This is a genomic window from Paraburkholderia sp. BR14312, assembly GCF_040948675.1.
GTDB lineage: Bacteria > Pseudomonadota > Gammaproteobacteria > Burkholderiales > Burkholderiaceae > Paraburkholderia > Paraburkholderia nodosa_A.
The window spans coordinates 121,110-134,776 of the sequence record NZ_JBFPKI010000003.1 but is presented as its reverse complement, the minus strand read 5'-3'; the positions used below and the strand labels follow the sequence as shown (position 1 = coordinate 134,776).

The 13,667-nt window shown below is 65.6% G+C and carries 12 protein-coding genes; 7 read left to right on the top strand and 5 right to left on the bottom strand.

The annotated features are described in order from the left end of the window. Window positions 1-75: 75 nt before the first annotated feature. From htpG to AB3X98_RS09905, 7 genes are all read left to right on the top strand, one after another. Window positions 76-1,989 (top strand): molecular chaperone HtpG, encoded by a 1,914-nt coding sequence (gene htpG / locus AB3X98_RS09935; RefSeq protein ID WP_368606575.1) that lies wholly within the window; start codon window positions 76-78, stop codon window positions 1,987-1,989. Between the two features lie 114 nt (window positions 1,990-2,103). After that, window positions 2,104-2,760, top strand: a complete 657-nt coding sequence (locus tag AB3X98_RS09930; protein ID WP_368606574.1) for a chorismate lyase — start codon at window positions 2,104-2,106, stop codon at window positions 2,758-2,760. Between the two features lie 19 nt (window positions 2,761-2,779). Beyond that, window positions 2,780-3,340, top strand: a complete 561-nt coding sequence (locus AB3X98_RS09925; RefSeq protein WP_368606573.1) for a DNA-deoxyinosine glycosylase — start codon at window positions 2,780-2,782, stop codon at window positions 3,338-3,340. A 264-nt stretch (window positions 3,341-3,604) separates the two neighbouring features. After that, a complete protein-coding gene (locus tag AB3X98_RS09920; protein WP_069265368.1) occupies window positions 3,605-4,543 on the top strand; it encodes a spermidine synthase in 939 nt (312 codons plus the stop codon). Between the two features lie 323 nt (window positions 4,544-4,866). After that, complete coding sequence (locus AB3X98_RS09915; protein WP_342920986.1) at window positions 4,867-5,100, top strand: DUF3311 domain-containing protein; 234 nt, start codon at window positions 4,867-4,869, stop codon at window positions 5,098-5,100. Next, window positions 5,097-6,647 carry a monocarboxylate uptake permease MctP gene (mctP, locus tag AB3X98_RS09910; protein WP_069265366.1) on the top strand — a complete coding sequence of 517 codons (1,551 nt, stop codon included), beginning with the start codon at window positions 5,097-5,099 and terminating at the stop codon, window positions 6,645-6,647. The genes AB3X98_RS09915 and mctP overlap by 4 nt, the downstream gene beginning before the upstream one ends. A 219-nt stretch (window positions 6,648-6,866) precedes the next feature. After that, window positions 6,867-7,982 (top strand): FUSC family protein, encoded by a 1,116-nt coding sequence (locus AB3X98_RS09905; protein WP_368606592.1) that lies wholly within the window; start codon window positions 6,867-6,869, stop codon window positions 7,980-7,982. A gap of 36 nt (window positions 7,983-8,018) precedes the next feature. Here AB3X98_RS09905 and AB3X98_RS09900 read toward each other — a convergent pair whose 3' ends face one another. The 5 genes from AB3X98_RS09900 to AB3X98_RS09880 form a co-directional block, all read right to left on the bottom strand. Next, window positions 8,019-8,444: a VOC family protein gene (locus tag AB3X98_RS09900; protein WP_342947921.1), complete on the bottom strand. Its 426-nt coding sequence runs from the start codon at window positions 8,442-8,444 to the stop codon at window positions 8,019-8,021. Window positions 8,445-8,722: 278 nt separating this feature from the next. Further along, on the bottom strand, window positions 8,723-9,682 hold the full coding sequence (gene tal / locus AB3X98_RS09895; protein WP_368606572.1) for a transaldolase: 960 nt from the start codon (window positions 9,680-9,682) through the stop codon (window positions 8,723-8,725). Window positions 9,683-9,989: 307 nt separating this feature from the next. Further along, a complete protein-coding gene (locus AB3X98_RS09890) occupies window positions 9,990-11,216 on the bottom strand; it encodes a benzoate/H(+) symporter BenE family transporter (RefSeq protein WP_368610238.1) in 1,227 nt (408 codons plus the stop codon). A gap of 112 nt (window positions 11,217-11,328) precedes the next feature. Beyond that, window positions 11,329-12,501, bottom strand: coding sequence for a VWA domain-containing protein (locus AB3X98_RS09885; protein ID WP_133181986.1), 1,173 nt, complete (start codon window positions 12,499-12,501; stop codon window positions 11,329-11,331). A gap of 34 nt (window positions 12,502-12,535) precedes the next feature. Then, entirely contained in the window at window positions 12,536-13,387 is an 852-nt protein-coding gene (locus AB3X98_RS09880) for a MoxR family ATPase (RefSeq protein ID WP_069265360.1), read from the bottom strand. Between the last annotated feature and the right edge of the window lie 280 nt (window positions 13,388-13,667).

The window sequence follows — 13,667 nt, the reverse complement described above, 5'->3', positions numbered from 1 at the left end:
GCCGCGATGCGAATTGCCGAGAACTCGCGGCCACAAATTTGTCAGACTAGAACTGCAACGTAAGAGGACTCGACCATGGCACAAGAAACCATGAGCTTCCAGGCGGAAGTGAAACAGCTTCTGCACCTGATGATCCATTCGCTGTACAGCAACAAGGAAATCTTCCTGCGCGAACTCATCTCGAACGCATCGGACGCGGCGGACAAGCTGCGCTTCGAGGCGATCGCGAACAGCGCGCTCTATGAGAACGATCCGAATCTGCGCATCCGCGTGGGCTTCGATAAGGAAGCGCGCACCATCACGATCGACGACAACGGCATCGGCATGAGCCATGACGAAGCCGTGTCGAACCTCGGGACGATCGCACGCTCGGGTACGAAGGAATTCTTCGGCAAGCTCTCGGGCGACCAGCAGAAGGACGCGGCGCTGATCGGCCAGTTCGGCGTGGGCTTCTATTCGGGCTTCATCGTCGCGGACAAGATCACCGTGGAAAGCCGCCGCGCGGGCCTGACGGCGGCCGAAGGCGTGCGCTGGACGAGCGCGGGCGAGGGCGAGTTCGCCGTCGAGGCGATCGAGCGCGCGCAGCGCGGCACGACGATCACGCTGCATCTGCGCGAAGGCGAGGACGAGCTGCTTTCCGCATGGAAGATCAAGTCGATCATCCAGAAGTATTCGGATCACGTCGGTCTGCCCATCGAGATGAAGAAGGAAGAATGGGACGCCGAAAAGAGCGAGATGGTCACGAAGGACGAGTACGAGACCATCAACCAGGCGAGCGCGCTGTGGACGCGTTCGAAGAGCGAGATCAGCGACGAGCAGTATCAGCAGTTCTATCAGCACCTCGCGCACGACCACCAGAACCCGCTCGCGTGGACGCATAACCGCGTGGAAGGCCGCAGCGAATATACGCAGCTCCTTTACGTGCCGTCGCATGCGCCGTTCGACCTGTGGAATCGCGATCACAAGAGCGGTCTGAAGCTCTACGTGAAGCGCGTGTTCATCATGGACGACGCCGAGCAGCTGCTGCCGAACTATCTGCGCTTCGTGAAGGGCGTGGTCGATTCGAGCGATCTGCCGCTCAACGTCTCGCGCGAAATCCTGCAGGAAAGCCGCGACGTCAAGGCGATTCGCGACGGCGTGACCAAGCGCGTGCTCTCGATGCTCGAAGAGATGGCGAGCGCTGTTACGGACGCCGAAGCAAGCGAAGAGGACAAGGCGAAGTACGCGACGTTCTGGACCGAGTTCGGCCAGGTGCTCAAGGAAGGCATCGGCGAGGATCACGCCAATCGCGAGCGCGTGGCGAAGCTCGCGCGTTTCGCGTCCACGCACAACGACACGAACGAGCAGACCGTCACGCTCGCCGACTACGTGGCGCGCATGAAGCCCGAGCAGACGAAGATCTACTACGTCACGGCGGATACGTGGCAAGCCGCGAAGAACAGCCCGCACCTCGAAGTGTTCCGCAAGAAGGGCGTGGAAGTGCTGCTCCTCACGGACCGTGTGGACGAGTGGATGCTGTCGTTCCTGAACGAGTTCGACGGCAAGCCGCTCGCGAGCGTGGCGCGCGGCGACCTCGACCTCGGCGCGCTCAACGACGAGGAAAAGCAGCAGCAGGAGAAGGTGAGCGAAGCGCTCAAGCCGCTCGTCGAGCACATGAAGGAAGCGCTCAAGGACAAGGCCAAGGACGTGCGCCTCACGTTCCGCCTGACCGATTCGCCCTCGTGCCTCGTGGCCGACGAAGGCGACATGAGCGGCTATCTGCAGCGCATGCTGAAGGCGGCGGGACAAAATGCGCCGCAGATGCAGCCGATCCTCGAAGTGAACCCGGAGCATCCGCTCGTGAAGGCGCTGCGCACCGATAGCGCGGACTTCGGCGACTGGTGCAATCTGCTGTTCGATCAGGCGTTGCTGGCGGAAGGCGGCGCGCTGGAAGATCCGGCCAGCTTCGTCAAGCGTACGAACGCGTTGCTGATTGCCCGCGCCGGATAAAGCGCGCGGCTTTGCGTGAGCGAAACCCCTTGCGGCTACTGGCTGCAAGGGGTTTTTCTTTTGTCCTGCCGCGCTTGCAGCGAACTGAAATCCTCGCAGCCTATAATGCGCGCCATGCCTCTTCGATTCGATGCCGCTAACGCGCACTGGCGCGTCACGCCCTTGCCCGCCTTGAGCGCCGACCAGAAGGACTGGCTCACGCGCGGCGGTTCGCTCACGGCGCATTTGCGCATGCTCGGCCGCGTCGTGGTGCGGGTCACGCGCGAAGCCGTCGACATGCCCTGGTCCGATGAATGTGCCGCGCTCGGTCTGGCGCCGCGCGAGCGCGCGTGGGTGCGCGAGATCGTCCTCGAAGTCGATGGTGTGCCGTTCGTCGCCGCGCACAGCGTGACGCCACTCGCCGCGAGTCAAGGCGTGTGGCAGGCCATGCGCCGCTTACGTACGCGGCCGCTCGCGGAACTTCTCTATAGCGATAGCGGTGTGGCGCGCTCCGCGCTCGTGAGCCGGCGCGTAAGCGCGCGGCATCCGCTCTATACACTCGCGGCGCGCGAGCTCATGATCGAGGCGAAGCACACACCGCATGCGTTCGTCGCGCGCCGCTCGGTATTCGAGCGCGCAGGCGTGCCGCTGCTCGTGACCGAATGCATGCTGCCCGCGCTGTGGTCGCGCCTCGCAAGCGGACCTTTGGCGCAAGAAGCCGGCGTGCATCTCGGACGCGAACGCGGCCCGCTCGATCACACCGCCTCGCGCACGCATCACGCGCCGCGTTGAACGTGCCGCATTCGTTGCCATGACCTTCAAGCGCTGCTTCGATCCCGTCGTCGACGCACGCACGCGTGTGCTCATCCTCGGCAGTCTGCCTGGCGAGGCGTCGCTCGCGCATCAGCAGTATTACGCGCATAAGCAGAACAAGTTCTGGCACCTCGTGGGCGAGGTGATCGGCGAGGATCTCGTGGCGATGGAGTACGAAGCGCGGCTACAAACGCTGCGCGCGCATCGCGTGGGCCTGTGGGACGTCGTGGCGCAGGCGCGCCGCGAGGGCAGTCTCGATGGCGATATCCGCGACCACGAGGGCAACGATCTCGTCGCGCTTGTCGAGCGCCTGCCCGCCCTCGAAGCGATCGCGTTCAACGGCGGCACGGCGGCGCGCATCGGCGAGCGCATTCTCGGCGCGCATGCGCGGCCCATGACGATTCTGCGCCTGCCTTCCAGCAGTCCTGCGTATGCGTCGATGAACTTCGCGGCGAAACTCGTGCAATGGCGCGCATTGGCCGCGTTCACAGGCGACTCCGATGCGCCTATGAGTGCTGGCGCACGCAAACATAAGCGCGCTGCAAACTCGCCCCGCTAGCATCGTTCCGCAGCACGCTGCGGCGCGCGCTGATCCCGTCGGGACACGGGACCATAACGAACAAGAAACGTCTGCCCCTGATCATTTTGCCCATGACGCACATGCCAGGCGCCTGCCCAGGCGACAGTCACTGACTCGCGCAGCGCGTGGGCCAGGCGCTCGAAGTGCCTGCGAAATCAGGCCCGAAGCGCCGCGAATGCTATGCTCTCGGTCGCCTGAGCAAATGCACCTGCATTTGCGCCCCCACAGCAAGCGATTTTCTACATGACGACTCTCATCAAGCGCGCCTCAGCCGAGGCCCGCGCATTCAAGCAAACCGGCAACGCGACGCAATCGGGCGACACCGCGAGCAAGACCGCAAAGGTCACGAAGCGCCCGCGCCGCGCCGCTGCCGCCGCTGCCGCCGAAGAACTCGACAACGCCCCGGTCATCGAAGCGCCGCGCAAGCCGCGTTTCGCGCCGGTCACGTTCTCTGAAGAGAACGGCGTGCGCTATCTGCACTTCGGCACGGAGTGGGTGCAGGGCGCGATGCGTCTGGCGAAGCCGCTGCACATCGAACTGGAATACGCGCAGCAGATGATGGCCTGGCTGCTGTTCCTGGCCACGCCCGAGCGCATCGTGCAACTGGGTCTGGGCGCCGCCGCGCTCACCAAGTTCGCGCACCGCTATCTGCGTCCCGCGAAGGTCGAGGCGATCGAACTGAATCCGGCGGTCGTGGTGGCCGCGCGCACGATGTTCGATCTGCCGTACGACGACGCGCGCCTCACCGTGCGCGAACTCGACGCGTGGGACTTCGTGCAGGATCGCGCCAATCACGGCACCATCGGCGCGTTGCAGATCGACGTGTACGATGCGACCGCGCGCGGCCCGGTACTCGACAGCGTGGCGTTCTACCGCGCCGTGCGTGCCTGCCTGACCAATGCCGGCGTTGCGACCATCAACCTGTTCGGCGACCACCCGAGCTTCGTGCGCAACATGAAGCGCCTGAACGAAGCCTTCGAGGGCCGCGTGATCGCGCTGCCCGAAGTGCACGAAGGCAATCGCGTGGCGCTCGCGTTCTCGGGCCCGGCACTCGAAGTCACCTTCGACGCGCTCGAAAAGCGCGCGCGTCTGCTCGAAAGCAAGCTCGGCCTGCCGGCGCACCAGTGGGTCAAGGCGCTGCGCGAATCGAGCGGCCAGCACGGCGCAACGTTCTCGATCTGATCCGCGCGAACGGCGGCAACGCCGTTGCGGCACGGAAAACCGGCTTCAGGGGCATCCCTGGGCCGGTTTTTTTTTCGCCTGCTCGCCTGCATAGCGCATTTCCGGGCAATTATCAGGAGGCGGCTCAAGCCGTTGGCTCTTGACAACGTCCTCGGAATTGGGGTCCGCCCTGCTTGACCGTGCGGCGTGGCCTCGATACTCTTTTCAGCGCTTTCGGGGACCTTGCGGACCATCCGTCCGTGAGGCCATCGGCCGCCTCACGCCGGGCGGCGGACCGCAGACAAAGCAAGGCCGCATAACTACATAAGCAACGAGGAGACGTCATGGCTCACGACGCCGACGCCGGAAAACCAAGCAAGCATTGGCTGTGGCTTTTGCTGCTGCCCTGGATCGCCATGGTCTGGGTGCCGTCTTACAACAGAATCGAGCCCACTCTGTGGGACTTCCCGTTTTTCTACTGGTATCAGCTTCTCTGGGTGCTGATCAGCGCAGTCATTACCGCGCTCGTCTACTTCAAGACGAAGACCCGCAAGGGCGATGAAGGGGGCGCGCAATGAACGTCACAGCAACGATTGTCTTTATCCTGTTTTTCCTCGGCGTCACGGTGCTCGGCTTCGTCGCCGCGCACTGGCGCAAGGGCGACCTCGCGCACCTCGAAGAGTGGGGCCTCGGCGGCCGCCGTTTCGGCACGATCGTCACCTGGTTCCTGCTCGGCGGGGACCTCTACACCGCGTACACCTTTATTGCCGTGCCGGCGCTCGTGTTCGGTGCGGGCGCAACGGGTTTCTTCGCGCTGCCGTACACGATCCTGATCTATCCGTTCGCGTTCGTCGTGTTCCCGAAGCTCTGGGCCGTCGCGAAGCGCCATCAATACGTCACCTCGGCCGACTTCGTGAGCGCGCGCTATGGCAGCCGCATGCTCGCGCTCGCCATCGCCGTGACGGGCATCGTCGCGACCATGCCGTATATCGCGCTGCAGCTGGTGGGTATCGAAGTGGTGATCGGCGCGCTCGGCTTCGACACGACGGGCTTTGTCGGCGACCTGCCGCTCATCATCGCGTTCGCGATTCTCGCCGCGTACACGTACACGTCGGGCCTGCGCGCGCCGGCCATGATCGCCGTGGTGAAGGACATCCTCATCTACATCACGATCATCGTCGCGATCATCGTGATTCCCGCGCAGATGGGCGGCTTCGGCCACATCTTCGGCGCGGTGCCGCCGGCCAAGCTGTTGCTCAAGTCGCCGGACGCCACGAGTCTGAACGGCTATAGCGCCTACGCGACACTCGCGGTAGGGTCGGCGCTCGCGCTGTTCCTGTACCCGCACTCGGTCACGGCCATCCTGTCGTCGTCGTCGGGCAACACCATCCGCCGCAATATGGCGATGCTGCCGGCGTACTCACTGGTGCTCGGTCTGCTCGCGCTGCTCGGCTACATGGCGCTCGCCGCCGGCGTGAAGGACATGCCCGAATTCGCGCCGTACTTCAAGGCCTTCGGTCCGAACTTCGCGGTGCCGGCGCTGTTCCTGCACTTCTTCCCCTCGTGGTTCGTGGGCGTGGCGTTCGCGGCCATCGGTATCGGCGCGCTGGTGCCGGCCGCGATCATGTCGATTGCAGCGGCCAACCTCTACACGCGCAACATCCACAAGGAGTTCATCAACCGCAACATGAATCACGAGCAGGAGACCAACATCGCCAAGCTGGTCTCGCTGATCGTGAAGGTCGGCGCGGTGGCGTTCATCCTGGGCCTGCCGCTCACGTACGCGATCCAGCTGCAGCTGCTCGGCGGTATCTGGATCATCCAGACGCTGCCCGCCATCGTGCTCGGTCTCTACACGCGCATGCTGGACTATCGCGGTTTGCTGATCGGGTGGGCGGCCGGCATTGCCACGGGCACGTGGATGGCGATCTCGCTGCAGTTGAAGGGCTCGATCTTCACGATCCACCTGTTCGGCATGGCGATTCCGGGCTACGCCGCGGTGTGGTCGCTGATCGTGAACCTCGTGGTCGCGATCGTCGTGTCGGCCCTCGTGCACGTGGTCGGCATGCAGAAGGGCGCGGACCGCACGCGTCCGGAAGACTATCTCGACGTCGTCGAGGGCTGATGTCCCCATGCCCGGCGCGAGCCGCGGGGCGTGGCGTTAGCGAAAATGCCCGCAACACAACAGTTGCGGGCATTTGTTTTTCTGGTGCACGATGATTGCTGATCCGGCTCACGTTCAGCCCGTGCCATGGCCTCGTCCCAAACCGAATCCCGTTCCCGATCCGGGCGCAGCGGCGCGCAACGCCTGCGGGCGCCGCGCCGCCGCTCGCGTCTCGCGCGCATGTGGCGCGCGTTGGCCTCGCCGTACTATCGCTACCGTAACGCCAAGGTGATCCACAGCGTGCGCGTGGGTCTCGCCATGCTCGCCTCGATTCTCGCCACGTCGGGCATCCATATTCCGCACGGCATCTGGGCGTCGGTCACGCTGCTCGTCGTGATCGGCGGACTGCAGCACCAGGGCAACATCCGCAAGAAGGCCGCCGAGCGCGCGCTCGGCACGCTGCTCGGCGCCGTGATCGGGCTCTCGCTCATCGCCGTGCAGGCCATTTCCGGCTCCGTGGCGCTCACCTACGTGCTGATGTCGCTCGTCGCCGCCGTGTGCGGCTACTACGCCATCGGCAAGCCCGGCTACGTCGCGCTGCTGGCCGCCATCACCATGTGCATCGTCGCGGGGCACGGCGACAACCTCATCGATACGGGCCTCTGGCGCACGCTCAACGTGATCCTCGGCATCGTCATCGCGCTCGTGTTTTCGTTTGCCTTGCCGCTGCACGCGACGTATTCGTGGCGCTACAGCCTCGCCGACAATCTGCGCGACTGCGCGCGCGTCTATGCGCAGGTGGCGAACGGCGTGCACGTCGACGCCGACGAGCAGGTGCAGACCTTCATGCGCCTGAACGCACGGCTCGTGCAACTGCGCGCGCTGATGCCCTCGGTCGCCAAGGAGATCGACGTGCCGCTCGCCCGGCTCGAACAGGTGCAGCGCCTGCATCGGTCGCTGCTGAGCGCGCTGGAGATGCTCTGTACGGGCACGGGCAGCTACGAGCAGGCGCTCGTGCGCGTGGCGTTCGCCGAGCGCAGCGAGACCGTGCGCCGTGCGCTGCTCGCCACGGCGCGGGCGCTGCGTTTTGGCGGCGGGCGTCACCCCGAGGCGGCGCAGCAGGCGCTGCGCACGGTTGGGGCACGGGGAGAGGGCAGTGGCGGGGGCGACGGCGTGGCCGAGTCCGACCAGGAAAGCACGCAGGCTCAGCCGCAGGGCTGCCCCGAGCCGCAGATGCAGGGACCCTACTGGCTGAGCCTGCGTGTGGAGGAGCAGGTGGAGCGCCTTCGTGCGCTCCTGCTCGAGACCGAGCCGCGCTGGAACATCGAGCGCGCCGCGACGCACCGCATGGTGTGACGCCGGGCGCGCTTCTCCGGTCGTGCCGGCGGACGATCAGGCGGGCTGCTCGTGCGGCGCCGAGACCATCCACGGCACGCCGAACTTGTCGGTCAGCATGCCGAAGCCGGGCGACCAGAAGGTCTTCTGGAACGGCATCGTGACCGTACCGCCTTTGGCGAGCGCGTTGAAGTAGCGTTCGGCCGTGGCGAGGTCGGACCCGGTCAGCGAGACGCCGAAGCCGAGGAACTTGTCGTTCTGCGTCATGCAGCCGCCGTCGGACACCATGATCTGCGCATCGCCGATCTGGAGCGTCGCGTGCATGATCTTTTCGGCGAATTCGGGCGGCATGGGGCGCGCGGGGTCCGGCGGCGCTTCCTTGAAGCGCATCTTCATCACTTCCTTCGCGCCGAGCGCTTCGCCATAGAACGCGATCGCTTCATCGCAGTTGCCGGGGTAAAAGAGATAGGGCTGGATTTGCATCGTCGGTTTCCTTGCGGACGGGACGTTGGCCGGCCTTGATCGTGCGATTCCGTGCGAGGGTGTGCACGGGGCCGGATCGCGCGGCGGGTTGCGCCGCTGCCCTGATTCTAGGCGCGCGCGATGACGTGACCGAGCGGTGTGTCGTCAGGGTTTGCGAGCGTGCAGACGGGAACGGTCGTTGCAGTCCGCCCCGTAAAACAAAGGGCCGCACGTGCTCCCTGTGCGGCCCTCCTCGGTCATCGATACGGCAATGCGCGCTGCGTGGGCGCGCCGGCGCTTTACTTCGCGCGCAGTTCTTCGATCATCTTTTCGAGCTTGATCGCGTCTGCGGCGAACGCGCGGATGCCTTCAGCGAGCTTTTCGGTCGCCATGGCATCGTCGTTGAGCTGGAAGCGGAACGACGACTCGTCCACGGCCACGCGCTCGATCTTCGCGTCCTTGAACGCTTCCGGCGAGAGCTTGCGCTCGACCTTCTCGTTGCTGTCGTGGAGCTTCTGCAGCAGGTCCGGGCTGATGGTGAGCAGGTCGCAGCCGGCCAGCTCGACGATCTGGCTCGTGTTGCGGAAGCTTGCACCCATCACCTCGGTCTTGTGGCCGAACTTCTTGTAGTACGCGTAGATCTTGCGCACCGACTGCACGCCCGGGTCGTTTGCGCCGCCGTCCTTCGCGTCGTCCCAGTCGCCCCCCTTGGCCTTCTTGTACCAGTCGTAGATGCGGCCCACGAACGGCGAGATGAGCTGCGCGCCCGCTTCGGCGCACGCAGCGGCCTGCGCGAGCGAGAACAGCAGCGTCATGTTGCAGTGGATGCCGTCCTTTTGCAGCGCTTCGGCGGCGCGGATGCCTTCCCAGGTGGAGGCGAGCTTGATCAGCACGCGTTCACGGCCGATGCCGGCCTGCTTGTACAGGTCGATGATGTGGTGCGCCTTGTCGATCGACCTTTTCGTATCGAACGAGAGGCGGGCATCAACTTCCGTCGAGACGCGGCCCGGGATGATCTTGAGGATTTCGGTGCCAAAGGCGATCAGCAGATGGTCGATGATCGACTCGAGCGACTCGCTCGCGTGATCGCGCACGGTTTTTTCGAGCAGCGGACGGTACTCGGCTTTCTGGACCGCCTTGAGGATCAGCGACGGGTTGGTCGTCGCGTCCTGCGGCTTGTACTGCACGAATTGCTGGAAGTCGCCCGTATCGGCGACGACGGTGGTGTACTGCTTGAGCTGGTCGAGTGCGGTAGTCATGTCAGGCCTTGTGGGCGCGTGCGCGCCTGCATCGGTGAGAGTTGAACGGCCGGCGCGCTTCAGGCGTGAACCCGAGGTGCGCCGGGCGGAACGAGAAAGGCGCTGCGCCTTTGCGGCACAGCCCGCGCGGATTGGGCGGGGAACCGGGTGGGGCGCATCTTGCCGCGCGTCCGGGCGCGGCTCACATCGTCATTTTATGGCGGAAACGCATGGCGTTGCGTTTCGCGCGGGCAGGGCGCATGACAAACGCGCCGCGCACACCGTGCCAGCGGCGTTGGCGGGCGCACGCGGCGGGGGCTCGCCCGCGTCAGGCGCGCCGCGCGTTGAGCACGAACTGTGTCATGACCCCCGCCACGAGCCCCCAGAACGCCGCGCCGATGGACAGCAGCGTAAGCCCGGAAGCCGTCACCATGAAGGTGATGAGCGCGGCTTCGCGCTCCCTCGGGTTCTGCATGGCGTTGGTGAGGCCGCTCATGATCGAGCCGAACAGCGCGAGCGCCGCGATCGACACCACGAGCGCCTGCGGGAACGCCGCGAACAGCGCCGCGATGGTCGCGCCGAAGGTGCCGGCGATCAGGTAGAAGATGCCGCACCAGACGGCCGCCATGTAGCGCTTCGTGCGATCTTCGTGGGCGTGCGGGCCGGTGCAGATCGCCGCGGTGATGGCCGCGAGGTTCACGCCGTGCGAGCCGAACGGCGCGAGCACGAGCGAGGCGATGCCCGTGGTGGCGATGAGCGGCGAGGAGGGCGCGGCCGTGTGGTCGTAGCCGTCGGCGCGCAGCACGGCGATGCCGGGCACGTTCTGCGAGGCCATCGCCACGACGAAGAGCGGAATGCCGATGCTCACCACCGCGGTGAGCGAGAACGCCGGCATCGTGAACACGGGTCTCGCCACCGCCACGCGGAAGTGGCTGAAGTCGAGCAGCCCGAGCATGGCGGCGGCGGCGATGCCGATCACGAGCGTCGCGACGATCGCGTAGCGCGGCACGAAGCGCTTCACGATCAGGTAGCCGAAGAACATCGTGAGCACGAGCGGCGTCTGCACCTGCGCGGCGTGGAAGATCTCGATGCCGATCTCGAACAGGATGCCCGCGAGCAGCGCCGCCGCGATGCCCGCGGGAACGCGCTTCATGAGCGCGTCGAACCAGCCGGTGAGGCCCACGGCCGTGAGCAGCACGGCGCAGACGAGATAAGCGCCGATCGCCTCGGCATAAGGCACGTGCGGCAGCGAGCTGATGAGCAGCGCCGCGCCCGGCGTGGACCACGCGATCACGATGGGCGCGCGCAACCACAGCGACAGGCCGATGGTGGTCAAGGCCATGCCGATGGACAGCGCCCAGATCCACGAGGAGATCTGCGCGTCGGACAGATGCGCGGCCTGGCCGGCCTGAAACATCAGCACGAGCGAGCTGGTGTAGCCGGTCATCATCGCGACGAAGCCGGCCACGATCGTGGCGACCGAGGTGTCGGCGAAGGGCCGCAGCGGTCCCGGCCTGAACGCCGCTGGCAGGTCGGGGGAAGAGGGGGCGGTCATGCGGTTGGTCTCCGGATTTTGCGTAGGTATGACGGCATCGGGCGGCGCGGCCTGAACACACCTCAGGCACGCGCCGCCTCGAACAAGCGGAAAAGGGCGGGAGTGCTGGCGCCTATTTGCTCAGCACGCGCATGGCCGTTTCGAGCCCGGCGACGGTGAGCGGGTACATGCGGTGGCCGAGGATCTCACGGATGATCGACACCGACTGGCGGTACTCCCATAGTCGCTCGGGCTCGGGGTTGAGCCAGGCGAAATGCGGGAACTGGTCGGCGAGGCGGCGCAGCCACACGGCGCCCGCTTCGGGGTTGTTGTACTCGACCGAGCCGCCCGGCTGCAGCACCTCGTACGGGCTCATGGTGGCGTCGCCCACGAAAATGAGCTTGTAGTCGGGTGTGAACTTGTGCAGCAGGTCCCACGTGGGCGTGCGCTCGGCGTGGCGGCGGCGGTTGTTCTTCCACAGGTGGTCGTACACGCAGTTGTGGAAGTAATAGAACTCGAGATGCTTGAACTCGGCCTTGGCAGCCGAGAACAGCTCCTCGGTGCGCTTGATGTGATCGTCCATCGAGCCGCCCACGTCGAGCAGCATCAGCACTTTCACGTTGTTGTGGCGCTCCGGCACCATCTTGAGGTCGAGCCAGCCCGCGTTCGCGGCGGTGCTGCGGATCGTGTCGCCGAGGTCGAGTTCTTCCGCCGCGCCTTCGCGCGCGAAGCGGCGCAGGCGCCGCAACGCGACCTTGATGTTGCGCGTGCCGATTTCGACCTGGTCGTCGTAGTCGCGGTACGCGCGCGCGTCCCACACTTTCACGGCGCTGCGCTGGCCGCCTTCGCCGCCGATGCGGATGCCTTCGGGGTTATAGCCGCCGTGGCCGAAGGGCGACGTGCCGCCCGTGCCGATCCACTTGCTGCCGCCCTCGTGACGCTCCTTCTGTTCTTCGAACAGCTCTTTAAGGCGCTCCATGAGCTTGTCGAGGCCGCCCATCGCCTCGATCTGCGCGCGCTGTTCGGGCGTGAAGTCGCGCTCCAGCCGCTTCTTGAGCCAGTCCTCGGGGATCTCGAAGGCCAGTTCCGACTTCTTCTCGATGCCGCGAAAATACGCGCCGAACGCCTGATCGAAGCGGTCGAAGTACTGCTCGTCTTTCACGAGCGTCATGCGCGCGAGATAGTAGAAGTCGTCGAGCGAGGGCGCGATCACGCGCGCCTTGAGCGCTTCGACGAGCGTGAGGTACTCCTTCACGGAAACCGGCAGCTTCGCGTCGCGCAGCGTGTAGAAGAAGTCGATCAGCATGCGGTGTCTCCGGCTTTCGCGCGCGGTTTCCCGGTCAACGGTTGTGGCGGTTCATGTAGATGAGGCGCTCGAACAGCGTCATGTCCTGCTCGTTCTTGAGCAGCGCGCCGGCGAGCGGCGGCATGGACTTCGAGCCGTCGACCGCGCGCAGCGCCGAGGGCGGGACCTCTTCGGCGAGCAGGAGCTTGAGCCAGTCGAGCAGTTCCGAAGTTGAAGGCTTCTTCTTCAGGCCCGCGACGTTGCGCAGTTCGAAGAAGCTTTCCATGGCCGCGTTGAGCAGTTCCTTGCGGATGCCCGGATAGTGCACCTCGACGATCCGTTGCATCGTCGCCGGATCGGGAAAGCTGATGTAGTGAAAGAAGCAGCGGCGCAGGAAAGCGTCGGGCAGCTCCTTCTCGTTGTTCGACGTGATGATGACGAGCGGACGCTGTTTCGCCTTGATGAGCTGGCGCGTCTCGTAGACGTAGAACTCCATGCGGTCGAGTTCGCGCAACAGGTCGTTCGGGAACTCGATATCGGCCTTATCGATTTCGTCGATCAGCAGCACGCTTTGCTCGTCCGACTCGAACGCCTGCCACAGCACGCCTTTCACGATGTAGTTGGCGATGTCCTTCACGCGTTCGTCACCGAGCTGCGAGTCGCGCAGGCGCGAGACCGCGTCGTACTCGTAGAGCCCTTGCTGCGCCTTGGTGGTGGACTTGATGTGCCACTGCATGAGCGGCATACCCAGCGCCGCGGCCACTTCTTCGGCCAGCATGGTCTTGCCCGTGCCGGGCTCGCCCTTGATGAGCAGGGGGCGTTTCAGCGTGATCGCGGCGTTGACCGCGAGCTTGAGGTCGTCGGTGGCGACGTACTGCGATGAGCCTTCGAAACGCGTGGCGCGCATGGTGAATCCGCTCGCTGGGAAAAAAGCCCAGTATAAGTCAGATGGGGTGTTGCGTCGGCGCGCCACCGCGTATCGTTGGGTCCGCACTTTGGGGCACGGTCGCGAGGGCTGCCAGCCGCCTCGCGACGGCGCGCGGCGGGTCCGTTGCGCGTGCCAGGGTTCCTCCGGGTTGTCTGCGGGCGAGGCCGCGCGACAGGGCGCTGCGTGGCCGCCGCGGGCCCGTCGCGGGGCCTCGCGATGCGCTCCGAGGCCCGCCAGGCGCGGCGCGGCCGGTGGACGG